At 71.2% G+C, this 15296-nt stretch carries 14 protein-coding genes; 10 read left to right on the plus strand and 4 right to left on the minus strand.

The window, feature by feature from the left end:
• Positions 1–18 precede the first annotated feature (18 nt).
• A complete protein-coding gene (locus FY030_RS01760) occupies positions 19–681 on the plus strand; it encodes a class I SAM-dependent methyltransferase (RefSeq protein ID WP_158060017.1) in 663 nt (220 codons plus the stop codon).
• Positions 682–718: 37 nt separating this feature from the next.
• Entirely contained in the window at positions 719–1489 is a 771-nt protein-coding gene (locus FY030_RS01765; RefSeq protein WP_158060018.1) for a VOC family protein, read from the plus strand.
• A gap of 67 nt (positions 1490–1556) precedes the next feature.
• Here the strand turns inward: FY030_RS01765 and FY030_RS01770 are convergent, their stop codons facing one another.
• Both FY030_RS01770 and FY030_RS01775 read right to left on the minus strand, forming a co-directional pair.
• Positions 1557–2726, minus strand: a complete 1170-nt coding sequence (locus FY030_RS01770; RefSeq protein ID WP_238348505.1) for an NADH-quinone oxidoreductase subunit D — start codon at positions 2724–2726, stop codon at positions 1557–1559.
• Between the two features lie 10 nt (positions 2727–2736).
• Positions 2737–3798 (minus strand): SAM-dependent methyltransferase, encoded by a 1062-nt coding sequence (locus tag FY030_RS01775; protein WP_238348506.1) that lies wholly within the window; start codon positions 3796–3798, stop codon positions 2737–2739.
• A 19-nt stretch (positions 3799–3817) separates the two neighbouring features.
• Here FY030_RS01775 and FY030_RS01780 point away from each other — a divergent pair, with 19 nt between their 5' ends.
• From FY030_RS01780 to FY030_RS01805, 6 genes are all read left to right on the plus strand, one after another.
• Entirely contained in the window at positions 3818–5062 is a 1245-nt protein-coding gene (locus FY030_RS01780; protein ID WP_158060020.1) for a calcium/sodium antiporter, read from the plus strand.
• 55 nt (positions 5063–5117) lie between these two features.
• Positions 5118–6728, plus strand: coding sequence for an AlkA N-terminal domain-containing protein (locus FY030_RS01785; protein ID WP_272950532.1), 1611 nt, complete (start codon positions 5118–5120; stop codon positions 6726–6728).
• On the plus strand, positions 6725–7234 hold the full coding sequence (locus tag FY030_RS01790) for a methylated-DNA--[protein]-cysteine S-methyltransferase (protein ID WP_158060021.1): 510 nt from the start codon (positions 6725–6727) through the stop codon (positions 7232–7234). The genes FY030_RS01785 and FY030_RS01790 overlap by 4 nt, the downstream gene beginning before the upstream one ends.
• Before the next feature lie 113 nt (positions 7235–7347).
• On the plus strand, positions 7348–8865 hold the full coding sequence (gene lysS / locus FY030_RS01795; RefSeq protein WP_158060022.1) for a lysine--tRNA ligase: 1518 nt from the start codon (positions 7348–7350) through the stop codon (positions 8863–8865).
• A complete protein-coding gene (locus tag FY030_RS01800) occupies positions 8865–9044 on the plus strand; it encodes a hypothetical protein (RefSeq protein ID WP_158060023.1) in 180 nt (59 codons plus the stop codon). Before lysS ends, FY030_RS01800 begins: the two co-directional genes overlap by 1 nt.
• A gap of 169 nt (positions 9045–9213) precedes the next feature.
• Positions 9214–9546 carry a histone-like nucleoid-structuring protein Lsr2 gene (locus tag FY030_RS01805; protein WP_158060024.1) on the plus strand — a complete coding sequence of 111 codons (333 nt, stop codon included), beginning with the start codon at positions 9214–9216 and terminating at the stop codon, positions 9544–9546.
• 91 nt (positions 9547–9637) lie between these two features.
• On the opposite strand, the gene ligD is transcribed toward FY030_RS01805, so the two are convergent.
• Both ligD and FY030_RS01815 read right to left on the minus strand, forming a co-directional pair.
• A complete protein-coding gene (gene ligD / locus FY030_RS01810; RefSeq protein ID WP_158060025.1) occupies positions 9638–10486 on the minus strand; it encodes a non-homologous end-joining DNA ligase in 849 nt (282 codons plus the stop codon).
• Positions 10483–11466 carry an ATP-dependent DNA ligase gene (locus FY030_RS01815; RefSeq protein ID WP_158060026.1) on the minus strand — a complete coding sequence of 328 codons (984 nt, stop codon included), beginning with the start codon at positions 11464–11466 and terminating at the stop codon, positions 10483–10485. Before FY030_RS01815 ends, ligD begins: the two co-directional genes overlap by 4 nt.
• An 18-nt stretch (positions 11467–11484) precedes the next feature.
• Between FY030_RS01815 and ku the strand changes: the two genes are divergently transcribed.
• Both ku and FY030_RS01825 read left to right on the plus strand, forming a co-directional pair.
• Entirely contained in the window at positions 11485–12471 is a 987-nt protein-coding gene (gene ku, locus FY030_RS01820; protein WP_158060027.1) for a non-homologous end joining protein Ku, read from the plus strand.
• 216 nt (positions 12472–12687) lie between these two features.
• On the plus strand, positions 12688–15213 hold the full coding sequence (locus FY030_RS01825; RefSeq protein ID WP_158060028.1) for an ATP-dependent Clp protease ATP-binding subunit: 2526 nt from the start codon (positions 12688–12690) through the stop codon (positions 15211–15213).
• The last annotated feature ends 83 nt before the right edge of the window (positions 15214–15296 follow it).

Genomic DNA, 15296 nt, shown 5'->3' on the forward strand with positions numbered 1-15296 from the left:
GGCTCTAGAGTGGCCAGGATGAGCGACCAGCCGTACCACGCCCCGGTCGAGCCGACGCCGGGCAGCCTGCCCACGTCCTACTGGCCCGGTCTGGAGGACCACGAGCACTCGCGGTGGTACACCGAGCGGTTCCGCGCGATGGCCCGGGAGGGCGAGGACCTGGAGGGCGAGTCCCGGCTGGTCGACACGCTTGCGCCGCGACGGGCCCGCCTGCTCGACGCCGGGTGCGGCCCGGGCCGGCACGGCGGCCACCTCGCCCGGCTGGGGCACCGGGTCGTCGGGGTCGACATCGACCCCCTTCTGATCGAGGCCGCCCGGGAGGACCACCCGGACGCCACCTGGCTGGTGGGTGACCTGACCATTCTGGACCTGGCCGCGCAGGGTGAGGGGGAGCTCTTCGACGGGGTGCTCGTGGCCGGCAATGTCATGGACTTCATCGGGGAGGGGCACCGGCCCGAGGCGGTCAGTCGCCTCGCCGCCCACGTGCGACCGGCCGGGTTCCTGGTCGTCGGCTGCCGGGTCGGCCGCGGCTTCACCCCCGGCGACCTGGACGCGGCGTTGCCGGGCACCGGGCTGGTGCTGGAGCAGCGGTTCGCCTCCTGGGACCTGCGCCCGTTCCACCCCCACAGCGCCTTCTGCGTGAGTATCCTGCGAGCAGGGGACGGCAGCGGCGGACGCTGAGCCCGCCCGGGAGACGCCCCCGGCGAAGGAGCACGTCATGAGCGAGGAGCAGCCCGTCCCCACCTGGCCGGTCGGAGCCCCGGCCTGGACAGATCTCTCGGTCTCCGACATCGAGCGCAGCAAGGCCTTCTACGCCCGGGTCTTGGGCTGGGACTACGAAGGCAGTGAGCCGGAGTTCGGCGGCTACGTCAACGCCACCGTCGACGGCAGGGTCGTCGCCGGGCTGGCGCCACCCATGGAGGGCCAGCAGGAGGTCCCGCACACCTGGGCCGTCTACCTCGCGGTGGAGGACAGCACCGCGACGCAGGACCGCATCGCCGCTGCTGGCGGCTCCACGGTGCTGCCCGCGATGCAGCTCGGCCCGTGGGGGACCATGGGCGTCTACGCCGACCCGACCGGGGCCGTCTTCGGCACCTGGGAGCCGGCCGCGCACACCGGTTTCCAGGTCAGCGACGGGCCCGGCTCGGTCAACTGGACCGAGGCCATGGTCGGCGACTTCGAGCGGGGCAAGGAGTTCTACACCTCGGTCTTCGGCTGGACCTACCAGGACATGTCCTCCGAGGAGATGAAGTACGCGATCTTCACCACGACCGGTGGGCAGGAGGCGCAGGCCGGCGGGATCGGCGAGGTCGAGGCCGGGGAGCAGCCCTACTGGTCGGTGGTGTTCGAGGTCGAGAACACCGACGCGGCGGCACAGCGGGTCACGGAGGCCGGCGGCGCGGTGACGGTCGAGCCGTTCGACTTCGAGTTCGGCCGGCTGGCGATCTGCACCGGTCCTGACGGCGAGCAGTTCGCCGTCATCACCTGACCGCTGGTGGCGCAGGGGCCGCCCCAGCCTGCTCCGCGACCCAGCCGACCGAGGTGGCTCGACGGGCTCAGCGGTCGATGTCCCCGACGACGAAGAACATCGACCCCAGGATCGCCACCATGTCCGGCACGACCGTGCCGGTCAGCATCTCCCGCAGCACCTGGACGTTGTTGAAGGACGCGGAGCGCAGCTTGAGCCGGTGCGGTGCCTTGTCTCCCCGGCTGACCAGGAAGTAGCCGTTGAACCCCAGCGGGTTCTCGGTCGCCAGGTAGTGCTCGCCCTCGGGGACCTTGAGCACCTTGGGCAGCTTGGTGCTGATCGGCCCCTCGCCGAGGTCGCGCAGCCGGGCCGTGCAGGCCCTGGCCAGGTCCAGGCTCACGTCGACCTGCTCGATGAGGACCTCCAGCCGCGCCAGGCAGTCGCCGGCCTCGCGGGTGACGACCCGGCCCGGGCCGCCCTCGGCGAACAGCTCCCGGTAGGCGAGGTAGGGCGCGTCGCGGCGCAGGTCGACGTCCAGACCGGACGCCCGCGCGATCGGGCCGGACACGCCATACTCCAGCACCTTCTCCAGGGGGAGCACCCCGATCCCACGGGTCCGAGAGCGCACGATCTCGTTGCCCACCATGAGCGAGACGAGCTCGGGTATGCGGTCCCGCACCAGCTCCACGGCCGCGTCGACGCGGTCCAGCCAGCCGTCGGGCAGGTCGTGCAGCAGGCCCCCGATGCGGGTCGCCATGAAGTGCAGGCGACCGCCGGAGTACTCCTCCATGACGGCCTGGATCTCCTCGCGCTCCCGGAAGGCGTAGAACATCGGGGTGATGGCGCCGAGCTCGTGCAGGTAGGACCCCAGGAACATCAGGTGGTTGAGCACCCGGTTCAGCTCGGAGAGCAGCGTCCGTGTCCAGGTGGCCCGCTCGGGGACCTCCATTCCGAGCAGGTGCTCGACGGTCAGCGCGGCGCCGACCTCGTTGCTGAACGCCGAGAGCCAGTCGTGCCGGTTGGTCAGCACCAGGATCTGCCGGTAGTCGCGGGCCTCGAAGAGTTTCTCCGCCCCGCGGTGCATGTAGCCGATGACCGGCTCGGCAGCCGTGATCCGCTCGCCGTCCGCAGTGATGCGCAGCCGGAGCACGCCGTGCGTGGCGGGGTGCTGGGGACCGATGTTGAGCACCATCTCGGTGGTCTGCAGGCCCCCGACGCCGGCGGCGCCGAGGGTGACGTCCAGGTCGCGGGTGCTCACCTCGCCCACCCTAATGCGGGGGGCGCCGGCGCGGAGCGAGGAGCCAGCGGAAGTCGCCAAGGCCGCCGGGAGCCGTGAGCGTGGTGAGCGCGGCGCGCCGGGCCACCGCGGCCAGGTACGCCTGCGGGTCGGTGGAGGCCAGGTGGTGGGGCACCGGGTCCTTCGGGTCGCCCACCAGCTCGCGGAGTAGCTCCCCTTGCGTGGTGAGGTGCCATCGACCCGTCACCTGGGTGAGGGAGTCGAACGCCACGTGAGCGGTGAGGTCGCAGGTGCCGTCCGGGGCCGGGGTGACCTCACGACCTTGGCGGTAACCGGTCAGGGTGCCGTGCCGGGGGCGGTCGGCCGCGGTGTGGCCGTAGTCCACGACCACGACCAGGCCGGAGCGGACCCGGGATAGCAGGTCGGCGAGCGCCCGGTCGCGCGGCAGCCCGATCTCCGCCCGCTCCACCTCGGGCCTGAGCCACCGCTGGGCCCATTCAAGGTCCGGGCCGGCCGGCGGCGGTCCGGGCTGTTCCTGGCCGTCGACGGTGACGAGCACCGACCGCCAGCCGGCTGGGTCCTCCTTCGCCCGGTCCACCACGGGGCAGGGGACGACGTCCAGCCACTCGTGGGCGAGCACCAATGTGTCGTGCAGGTCGTCGAGGCCGTCGGGCAGGTGGGCGCCGCCGGGCGAGACTAGCCACCGGTCGACCTGCAGCCCGGGAGGAGCGGGCACCACGTCCACCCCGGTCAGGTGCAGATGCGAGGGCAGGGACCGCAGCTGGCTGAGCAGCTCGCCCCGCCCTGCTCCCACCTCGACGACATGTCGGCACTGATAGCGCCGGGCCAGGGCGAGCACCGCCTCCGCCAAGATTCCCCCCGCACCGGGCAGGCCCTGCGCTGAGGTTGCGAAGTGCTCGGCCGGGGCGTGGTGGCGGTAGAAACCGTCCGGGCCGTAGAGCGCGGCCTGCCAGGCCAGCTCCCACGGCAGCGCACCTGCGGCAACGGCGTTGCCCGCCGCGCCCGGGGTGCCTGCAGCGTCGGCGCCGTCTTCGGCGTCCGCGGCGGACTGGTCCTGCGTCGGGTCGCGCACGGCACTAGGGTGCCTCAACGTGGAGCTGCTCGACGTAGGACGCATCGTGCTCGGCGTGGTCCTGCTCGTCGGCGGTGCGGAGCTGCTGGTGCGGGGAGCCGCATCCCTAGCGGTGCGGGCGGGGATGTCCTCGCTGGTGGTGGGGCTGACAGTCGTCGCGGCCGCGACGTCGACACCCGAGCTGGCGGTGACCCTGGGTGCCGTGCTGGATGGGGAGACCGGACTGGCGATCGGCAACGTGGTCGGCTCCAACATCGCCAACATCCTGCTCATCCTGGGCGCCTCGGCCCTCATCGCCCCCCTGGCGGTGCGGCGGGTGCTGGTCCGCATGGACATCCCCTACCTGATCGGGCTGGCGATCCTCACCCTCTTCTTCGCCCTCGACGGTCGGATCAGCCGGTTGGAAGGCGGGATCCTGCTCCTCCTGCTCGGCGTCCACACCGCGCTGGCCCTCTGGCTCAGCCGTCGGGACGGCGACGGGCAGGCGGGTGAGGGCAAGGACGCAGCTGGCCGGGAACCCCCGGGGGAGCCAACGGCGCCGCGGTCGCCGGGCCCTGGACAGGGCGCGACCGCCACGAAACCCCGATCCTTGGCCAAGGGCCCCTGGCAGGTGGTGCTGGCCGCCTACCGCAACCCCGGCGTGCTGGTTGCGATCCTGTTGGTGGTCGTCGGGGTCGGGCTGCTCGTGCTCGGAGCCCGCGTCCTGGTCACCGGCGCGGTGAACATCGCCTCCGCTATGGGGGTCAGCGGCCTGGTCATCGGGCTGACCGTCGTCGCGATCGGCACCTCCCTCCCGGAGCTGGCCACCTCGCTCATCGCGGCCCTGCGCGGTGAGCGGGACATCGCGGTCGGCAACATCGTCGGCAGCTGCATCTTCAACCTCGGCCTGGTGCTGGGCCTGCCGGCACTCCTCGCCCCGGGCGGCGGCCTGGAGATCCCGGGCCCGGCCATCGCGCTGGACATCCCGCTGATGATCGCCGCCACGGTGGCCCTGGCGCCGGTGGCCTTCACCGGATACCGGGTCGGCCGGCGCGAGGGTGGGCTCTTCATGGCGCTCTACATCGCCTACGTCGGCTTCGTCGTCCTGGACGCCACCCGGCACGATGCGCTCGAGGGCTTCACCACGGTCATGGTTGTCCTGGTCCTTCCGCTCGTGCTGCTCACCCTCGTCGGGACCGTGGCCTTCGACCTGGGCCGGCGCAAGGAACGCAAGGCGGCCGACGCCGGTCAGGACGACGAGATCGATCGCGCCTGGCGCACCTGAGGGTGATGTCGTTTTCCTGCTAGACGTGGTGCTCCTGGGCGCGCAGGATGGAGGGGTGACCGGCCCCCTGCACCTCGACCACGACCGTTGCTGCGCGGTCGTGCGCAGCAAGGACCCCCGTTATGACGGGTGGTTCGTCACCGGGGTGCTGTCCACAAAGATCTACTGCCGGCCCAGCTGCCCCGCGATCACCCCACGCGTGCGCAATATGCGCTTCTACCCGAGCGCGGCAGCCGCCCAGGCAGCCGGCTTGCGCGCCTGCCGCAGGTGTCTGCCTGACGCCACCCCGGGGTCGCCGGACTGGCACGTGCGCGGGGACGTCGTCGCCCGCGCGATACGCCTGCTGTCCGACGGCGTCGTCGACCGTGAGGGCGTGGGGGGCCTGGCCCGCCGGCTCGGCTACTCCATGCGGCAGCTGGAGCGCCTGCTGCGGGCCGAGCTGGGCGCCGGACCGCTCGCCCTCGCACGGGCCCAGCGGGCGCAGACGGCGCGTCTACTCGTGGAGGGGTCGACGCTGACGATGGCCGAGGTGGCGCTCGCCGCCGGCTTTTCCAGCATCCGCTCCTTCAACGACACCGTGCGCAGCGTGTACGCGGCCACCCCAACCGAGCTGCGCAGGACCGCCCGCCGGCGCGGGCCGTCCGCCGGGCGGGGCCGCGACGGCGAGCGGGCGGCCGGGCCAGGACACGCGCCCGGCCTGGGGGACGGCGCCCCAGTGACCATCGCGCTGCGGCTGCCCCAGCGGGCACCGCTGCACGCGCCCAGCCTGTTCGGTCACCTCGCCGCCACCGCCGTCCCGGGCGTGGAGAGCTGGGGCGACGGTGCCCTGTCCCGCACCCTGCGCCTGCCCGGCGGCCCCGGCGTGGTGGCCCTACGCCCACCCGGCGAGAGTGGCCGGCACGTGCCTGCCACCGTGCGGCTCTCGGCTGTGGCGGACCTGTCCACGGCGATCGGGCGCTGCCGGCGGTTGCTCGACCTGGATGCCGACCCGCAGGCCGTCGACGAGCACCTGGGCAACGACCCCGTCCTGGCGCCCCTGGTCCGGTCGACGCCGGGGGTCCGGCTGCCGGGGGCGGTCGACGGCGCCGAGATGGCCCTGCGCGCGGTCCTGGGCCAGCAGGTGTCCACCGCGGCTGCCGCCACCCAGGCCGGGCGGCTGGTGCGCGCGCTGGGCACCCCGTTGCCGGAGGGCTTCGGCGCATCCGGCTGGGGCGAGAAGGGGGTCACCCACGTCTTCCCCGAGCCGCAGCTGGTAGCGGAGGCGCCGGACGGGCTGCTGCCGGGGATGCCCGCGACCAGACGACGCACCCTGCGCGCCCTGGCCGCCGCGCTGGCGGACGGCACCGTCGACCTCGGGCCTGGCAGCGACCGGCGGGCGGCGGAGGAGCAGCTGCTGACCCTGCCCGGCATCGGCCCGTGGACCGCCCACATCGTCCTGCTCCGCGGGCTCGGCGACCCGGACGCGTTCCCCGCCTCCGACCTCGGCGTCCGCACGGCCGCGGCTGCCGCCGGGCTGCCCGCGGATCCCCGCGCGCTGGGCCAGTTCGCCGACCGTTGGCGGCCCTGGCGCTCCTATGCCACCGCCCTGCTCTGGGCCTCCTCCAGCCACGCCGCGGCCCGGCTGCCGCTGACCCACCCCACCCGCCCGCACCAGGAGAAGCGATGACCTTCCATGCCCAGCACCTGTCCATCGACTCACCGGTCGGCACCCTGCGCCTGGCCACCGACGGGCAGCACCTCACCGCCGTCTACTTCAGCGAGCACCGCCACGCGCCGCAGGACCTCGGTGAAGAGGTCGGCGAGGTCGACGCCCCGCCCGTCCTGCAGGAGGCGGCCCGCCAGCTGCGGGAGTACTTCGCCGGCACCCGCACCGACTTTGACCTGCCCCTGTCCGCCGCCGGCACCGATTTTCAGCAGCGGGTATGGGGCGCCCTGGCCCGGATCCCGTACGGGACCACCTGCTCCTACCGGCAGCTCGCCGACGCGGTGGGCAGCCCCGGCGCCGCCCGCGCGGCTGGGATGGCCAACGGGCGCAACCCCATCTCGATCGTGGTCCCGTGCCACCGGGTCGTCGGCGCCAGCGGCGCCATCACCGGGTACGGCGGAGGGGTGGAGCGCAAGCAGGTCCTGCTCGACCTGGAACGGCGGGTGGCCGGCGACCTGCTCTGGTGAGCACGGGGGGGCCGGCGACCCCGCCAGAGGAGCACCCGGGACGACCGGTCGGTCGCGTCGTGGCCCTGGGCTCCGCTTTGGGAGCCCAGCACGGGCCCGACTACCCTGGAAGGGTGACCGATCCCCTGACCGACGCCCTCCCCGACGCCGCCGCCGACGCAGAGCTGCCCGAGCAGATCCGCGTGCGCAAGGGCAAGCGGGCGGCCATGCTCGAGGCCGGGATCGACCCCTACCCGGTGCGGGTGCCGGTCACCCACACCCTGGCGCACGTGCGGCAGACCTGGGACGGTCTGCAGGCGGGGGAAGAGACCCACGAGCTGGTCGGTGTGTCCGGCCGCGTGGTCTTCGTCCGCAACACCGGCAAGCTCGCCTTCGCCACCCTGCAGGCCGGTGACGGGACCCGGCTGCAGGCGATGCTCTCGCTGGCCGAGGTCGGCGAGCAGGCGCTGGAGCGGTGGAAGGCCTGGGTGGACCTGGGTGACCACGTCTTCGTGCACGGACGGGTGATCAGCTCCCGGCGCGGGGAGCTGTCGGTGATGGCCGACGAGTGGCGGATGGCCGCCAAGGCGCTACGGCCCCTGCCCGTGCTGCACAAGGAGATGTCCGAGGAGCAGCGGGTGCGCCAGCGTTACGTCGACCTCATCGTGCGGGACGAGGCGCGGCAGATGGTCCTGGACCGCGCCGCTGCGACGCGGGCCGTCCGTCGGGTCCTCGAGGAAGAGGGATATGTCGAGATCGAGACCCCGACCCTGCAGCCGGTCCACGGCGGTGCCAATGCCCGGCCTTTCCGGACCCACCTGAATGCCCTCGATCTGCCGATGACGTTGCGTATCGCGCTGGAGCTGCACCTCAAGCGCGCGGTCGTCGGCGGAATCGAGCGGGTCTACGAGATCGGGCGGATCTTCCGTAACGAAGGCATCGACTCCACCCACTCCCCAGAATTCACCATGCTCGAGGCCTACCAGGCCTACGGCGACCAGCGCACCGTGGCCGAGCTCACCCGGCGGATGATTCTCGCCGCCGCGCAGGCCCTGGGAATGGGCACGCGGATCGAAACTCCCGCCGGGGTGGTGGATCTGGGTGAGGAATGGCGCTGGCTGCCCTTCTACGAGGGTCTTTCCCAGGCGATGGGTCAGCAGGTGTCGGTCGACAGTTCCGTCGAGGAGCTCCTGGCCCTGGCCGACCGGCACGACATTCCGGTCCAGCCCGGATCGGGTGCGGACAGGATCGCGCTGGAGATCTTCGGTGATGTCGTCGAGCCCACGCTGATCCAGCCGACCTTTGTCTGCGACTACCCCGCGGTTGCCCAGCCCCTGGCCCGGCCCCACCCGGAGCGGCCGGGGCTGATCGAGGCGTGGGACCTGATCATCGGCGGTGTGGAACGGGGAACCGGTTTCACCGAGCTCGTCGACCCCGAGGTCCAGCGGCAGCGGCTGACCGAGCAGTCCCTGCTGGCGGCCGGGGGTGACCCCGAGGCGATGCAGCTGGATGAGGACTTCCTCCGGGCGCTGGAGTACGCGGCGCCGCCGATGGGCGGTCTGGGGCTGGGCCTGGACCGCGTGCTGATGCTGCTCACCGGGACCGGGATCCGCGAGACGATCCTTTTCCCGTTCCTGAAGCCGGAGGCGTGATGTCGGATCTGCTGTATGAAGGCTGGATGATCCTGGCAGCGCTACTACCGTCGATAGGGCTTCTTTATCTCTTCTTCGTGATCGTTAAGCACATGATCGAGGGTGACCGGCGCGAGCGGGCTGCCCAGCGCGAGTTCGACCGGCAGGAGAGTGCGTCAGAGGATACGTCAACTCGCTGAACTTTTGCTGAACGTCCGCCCGCCTTGGGCGACGGGTTCTGCCGACAGTGAAATGGCGGCAGAGAAACGTGTCGCAGAGGGTTACTACGAATGCACCACTATGCGCTACTGTGATCACGACTGCCGATGACTCGGCAGAATCCAATCCCACCTTCCAAGGAGATACCGAATGGCTCAGCGCGTACAAGTGATCCTCGTCGATGATGTCAGCGGCGGTGACGCCACCGAAACCGTCGAGTTCGCCCTCGACGGTGTCACCTACGAGATCGACCTGAACGACGAGAACGCCACGCGGCTGCGGGAAGACCTTGCTCCCTGGATCGGACAGGCTCGTCGCTCCGGCGGCCGTCGGCAGACCCGCCGTCGCGGGTCCTCGACCTCCTCCGGTCCCAGCGAGGATCTGAGCAAGATTCGCGAGTGGGGTCGCGAGAACGGCTACAAGGTGAGCTCCCGGGGCCGCGTGTCCCAGGAACTGCGCGACGCGTACGCCGCCGCGAACTGACCCCTGGATGGTCGAGCCCGGGCCGCCCTGCGGGGCGCCCGGGCTTGCCCGTGCCCGACCCCGCAGTGCCCGACCCCGCGGTGCCCGGCGGCTACACCTCCTCCAGCGTGACCTGGGTCAGCTCGACCTGGCCGGTCGTCGCCGCCTCGACCTCGTCCCACGTCCGGGGCAAGGCCACCTGCGGTCGCTGCCGGCCGCGCAGCGACCACGGGCAGATCGTGGTCTTCGCTCCGTTGTTCTGGCTCCAGTCCAGGAAGATGCGTCCGGGCCGCAGCGACTTAGCCATCTTGGCCGTCACTAAGTCGGGGTGCTCGACGGCCAGCTGCTCGGCCAGCGCCTTGGCGACCGCGCTGACCTCCTCGGAGGTGCGGGTGCCTTCGAGGTCGGCGTAGAGCTGCATTCCCTTGGACCCGCTGGTGACCGGCCGGGTGCTCAGCCCCACCGCCTCCAGCCGCTCGCGCACCATGAGTGCGACCCGTGCGCACTCCGCCAGGCCCGTCCCCGGTCCGGGGTCCAGGTCCACCACCAGCCGGTCCGGCGGCAGGGGCTCACCCTGCTCATCCACCCGCCACTGCGGCACGTGTAGCTCCAGGCTGCCCAGGTTGACCAGGTAGACCAAAGCCGCCAGGTCGGTGACCAGAGGGAAGGTCAGGTGGGAGTGCCCGCGGGAGGATCCCGGGGTCGGCACCGTCACCCGTGGCAGCCACTCAGGGGCACCCGAGGGCAGGTTCTTCTCGAAGAAGTGCGCCTTCTCCACCCCTTCGGGCCAGCGGATGCGGGTGACCGGGCGCCCCTCCAGCTCGGGGAGGATCTGCTCGGCGTGGGTGACGTAGTAGGTGAGCACCTCGCCTTTGGTGGTGCCGGTGCTCGGGTAGAGCACCTTGTCCAGGTTGGAGACCTTGAGGGTCCGCCCGGCGACGCTGACGCTCTGGCTGCTCACGGCAGCTCCAGCAGGTCCAGCGGCGTGAGGTCCTCGCGCACGCCCTGGAAGCTGGGCTGGCGCAGTCGGCCCTCGCCGGGCGTGAGCCCGAGCGAGGCGACGTCGATGACCACCTGCGGCTCCAGCCAGGTGGACGCGGTCGCCTCCGCGCGCGGGATCGCCGCGGTGAACGGGTATGGCGCGTCCGGCACCTGCGCCAGCCGCTCGGCCAGCGCGAGCCCGGTCCGGCCGACCAGCCCGCTGCCAACCCGGCCCGCGTAGACCAGCTGCAGCCGTCCGGCACCGTCCCGCAGCGGCCGACCCTCGATGTCTCGCGCGGGCAGCCCCACGTGCACCGCCCCCAGCCGGGTGGCGGTGCCGGTCTGCGCCCGCCAACCGCCGATCACGACGCTCATGGTGTCGCGGTGGGGGAACTTCAGCCAGTCGGTGGAGCGCCCGCCCTCCAGGTAGGTGGCGGTCCGGCGCTTGCTGACCACGCCCTCCAGGCCCTGGTCTGCCGTCGCGGCGAGCAGCTCGGCCCCGTCGTCGTACACGGGGGACACGAGCACCCCCGGGACGTCGAGGAGCAGGTCCTCCAACGCTGCCCGGCGGGCCGACCACGGCAGGCCGGTGAGCTGCATACCGTCCAGGCGGAGCAGGTCGAAGGCGATGTAGGTGGCCGGCCGGGCAGCGGCCAGCTGGGCCGCGACGGTGGGCGAGGCGGTGTGGACGCGGTCCACCACGTGCCCGAAGGACGGCCGACCATCGACCATTGCCACTGCCTCGCCGTCCAGGAGGAGGTCCTGGCCCACCCCCGTGATAGCCCTCAGCTCCGGGAAGGCTGCGGCGATGTCCCGGCCACTACGGGTGAGCAGGCGCAGGCTCCCGTCCCGCACCTCCGCGAGCAGCCGGATGCCGTCCCACTTGATCTCGTGCGCCCAGCCCGGGCCGGTGGGTGGTCCGGTCCGGGGGTCACCAGAGGTGGCGAGCATGGGGCGCATGGGTCCATCCTGGTGGGCGTGAGAGCGATCTGGAAGGGTGCCGTGTCGTTCGGGCTGGTCAACGTGCCCGTGCGGCTCTACTCCGCGACCGAGAATCACGACCTGAGTTTCCGACAGGTGCGGGCTTCGGACGGCAGCCGCGTCCGCTACAAGCGGGTGGCCCAGGCCGACGGTGAGGAGGTGGCCTACAAGGACATCGCCAAGGCCTACGAGACCGACGACGGCAAGACCGTGGTCCTCACCGACGAGGACCTGGCCAGCCTGCCCAACCGCAGCAGCAAGGAGATCAGCGTCGACCGGTTCGTGCCTGCCGACCAGATCGACCCCATCCTGTACGACAAGGCCTACTACCTGGAGCCGGACGCGATGGGCGCCAAGGCCTACGGACTGCTGCGTGAGGCGCTGCGCGAGTCCGACCGGGTGGCTGTGGTCACGGTCTCGGTGCGGACCAGGATGACGATGGCCGTGCTGCGGGTCATGGGCGATGCGATCCTGCTGCAGACCCTGCTGTGGCCCGACGAGGTCCGCGACGCCGGCCAGCTCGACCACCTCGGTGAGGTCAGCGAGCCGAAGAAGGCCGAGGTCGAGATGGCTCGGATGCTGGTGGAGTCGATGGCCGGCGACTTCGAGCCTGAGGGGCACGTCGACGACTACAAGGAGGCCGTGGAGGCCCTGGTCGCGAGCAAGATCGAGGGCGGCGAGGTCACCGAGAGCCCCGACGCCGAGGACGAGCCGGAGTCCGGCGAGGTGGTGGACCTTCTGGCCGCGCTGCAGCGCTCCGTCGACCGGGCCAAGAAGAGCCGTGGCACGGCGGCCGGGTCGGATGCGGACGAGGAGCAGGAGGAGGACGACGACGCGGAGAAGGAGCAGACGGCCAGCAAGACCCCCGCGAGGAAACCGGCGGCCACGAAGAGCACTGCCACAAAGAGCACTGCGAAGAAGGCCGCTGCCAAGAAGACGTCCGCGAGCAAGAGCACGTCAAGCCGGGCCAAGAAGGCCGGCTGACCGCGGCGCGGTCAGGGCCGCGACGATCATTGAACGGGTGCGGGTGGGGACACATGCTAGGTCGTCCAAGGTCGCCACGCCGGGGTCTGCCTGCACGTTGCGCCGGAGGCGAACACGACGGCCCGGGCGGAACACGAGCGACCGACGGCGACGTTGTGCCCACCAGACGCAACGTAGAGTGGCGTGCAGGACGACTCGGCCGAAGGAGACTCCACAATGTTCGAAAGGTTCACCGACCGCGCACGGCGGGTGGTGGTGCTCGCGCAGGAAGAGGCGCGGATGCTCAACCACAACTACATCGGGACCGAGCACCTGCTGCTCGGCCTGATCCACGAGGGTGAGGGCGTCGCCGCCCGGGCACTGGAGTCGCTGGAGATCTCTCTGGACGCCGTGCGTCAGCAGGTCCAGGAGATCATCGGCCAGGGCCAGCAGAGCCCGACCGGCCACATCCCCTTCACCCCGCGGGCCAAGAAGGTGCTGGAGCTCTCGCTGCGCGAGGGCCTCCAGCTGGGCCACAACTACATCGGCACCGAGCACCTGCTGCTCGGCCTCATCCGGGAGGGCGAGGGTGTGGCCGCCCAGGTGCTGGTCAAGCTGGGCGCCGACCTCAACCGGGTCCGGCAGCAGGTCATCCAGCTGTTGTCCGGCTACCAGGGCAAGGAGACGGCCAGCGCCGGCGTGGGCCCTTCTGGCGGCGCCGAGGGCCAGCAGGCGGGCTCGCTGGTCCTGGACCAGTTCGGCCGCAACCTGACCCAGGCCGCCCGCGAGGGCAAGCTGGACCCCGTCATCGGGCGGCAGCAGGAGATCGAGCGGGTCATGCAGATCCTGTCCCGCCGCACCAAGAACAACCCGGTGTTGATCGGTGAGCCCGGTGTCGGCAAGACCGCCGTCGTGGAGGGTCTGGCCCAGGACGTCGTCCGCGGCGACGTGCCCGAGACGCTGAAGGACAAGCAACTCTACACCCTCGACCTCGGCGCGCTCGTCGCGGGCAGCCGCTACCGCGGTGACTTCGAGGAGCGCCTGAAGAAGGTGCTCAAGGAGATCCGCACCCGCGGCGACATCATCTTGTTCATCGACGAGATCCACACCCTGGTCGGCGCCGGGGCGGCCGAGGGCGCGATCGACGCCGCCAGCATCCTGAAGCCCATGCTGGCCCGCGGCGAGTTGCAGACCATCGGTGCCACAACGCTGGACGAGTACCGCAAGCACATCGAGAAGGACGCCGCGCTGGAGCGCCGGTTCCAGCCGATCCAAGTGTCTGAGCCCACGCTCAAGCACGCCATCGAGATCCTCAAGGGCCTGCGCGACCGCTACGAGGCGCACCACCGGGTGACCATCACCGACCAGGCGCTCGTCGCGGCCGCCACGATGGCCGACCGCTACATCAACGACCGCTTCCTGCCGGACAAGGCGATCGACCTTATCGACGAGGCGGGCGCACGGTTGCGCATCCGCCGGATGACCGCGCCGCCGGACCTGCGCGAGTTCGACGAGAAGATCGCCCATGCCCGCCGCGAGAAGGAGGCCGCGATCGACGGCCAGGACTTTGAGAAGGCGGCCCGGCTGCGGGACGAGGAGCAGAAGCTCACCCAGGCGCGGGCGGAGCGGGAGAAGGAGTGGAAGAACGGCGACATGGACGTGGTCGCCGAGGTCGACGAGGAGCTGATCGCCGAGGTCCTCGCCGCAGCCACCGGCATCCCGGTCTTCAAGCTCACCGAGGAGGAGTCCAGCCGGCTGCTCAACATGGAGGCCGAGCTGCACAAGCGGATCATCGGCATGGACGACGCCATCACCGGCCTGTCCCAGGCGATCCGCCGCACCCGCGCTGGCCTGAAGGACCCGCGCCGCCCCGGCGGCTCGTTCATCTTCGCCGGCCCCACGGGTGTCGGCAAGACCGAGCTGGCCAAGACGCTGGCCGAGTTCCTCTTCGGTGACGAGGACTCGCTCATCACCCTGGACATGTCCGAGTACTCCGAGAAGCACACCGTCTCCCGGATGTTCGGCAGCCCGCCCGGCTACGTCGGCTACGACGAGGGTGGCCAGCTCACCGAGAAGGTGCGGCGCAAGCCGTTCTCGGTCGTCCTCTTCGACGAGGTCGAGAAGGCCCACCCGGACATCTTCAACAGCCTGCTGCAGATCCTGGAGGACGGTCGCCTGACCGACAGCCAGGGCCGGGTCGTCGACTTCAAGAACACCGTCATCATCATGACCACCAACCTGGGCACCCGCGACATCGCCAAGGGGGTCTCGCTCGGCTTCTCCGCCGGGCCCGACACCCAGAGCAGCTATGAGCGGATGAAGAACAAGGTCATCGATGAGCTCAAGCAGCACTTCCGCCCTGAGTTCCTCAACCGCGTGGACGACACGATCGTCTTCCCGCAGCTGAGCCAGGCTGAGATCGTCCAGATCGTGGACCTGATGATCGCCCGTCTCGACGAGCGGCTCAAGGACAAGGACATGGCGCTGGAGCTCACCCAGGCGGCCAAGGAGCTGCTGGCCAAGAAGGGCTATGACCCCGTGCTGGGTGCCCGGCCGTTGCGCCGCGCGATCCAGCGCGAGATCGAGGACCAGCTGTCCGAGAAGATCCTCTATGGCGAGATCCGCGCCGGCGAGATCGTCCTGGTGGACGTCGAGGACACCGGCGGCCGGGACAAGACCTCCGAGAAGGTCTTCACCTTCCGCGGCCAGGAGAAGCCCGCGGAGGTCCCGGACACGCTGCCCGTGGAGGAGCAGACCGGCTGACCTGCCGGCCGGCGAACGTCAGCGGGCCGCATACCCCTTGGGTATGCGGCCCGCTCGCGTGCGCGCCCGGGGCCCGGCAGCCG

The organism is Ornithinimicrobium pratense, from assembly GCF_008843165.1.
GTDB lineage: Bacteria > Actinomycetota > Actinomycetes > Actinomycetales > Dermatophilaceae > Ornithinicoccus > Ornithinicoccus pratensis.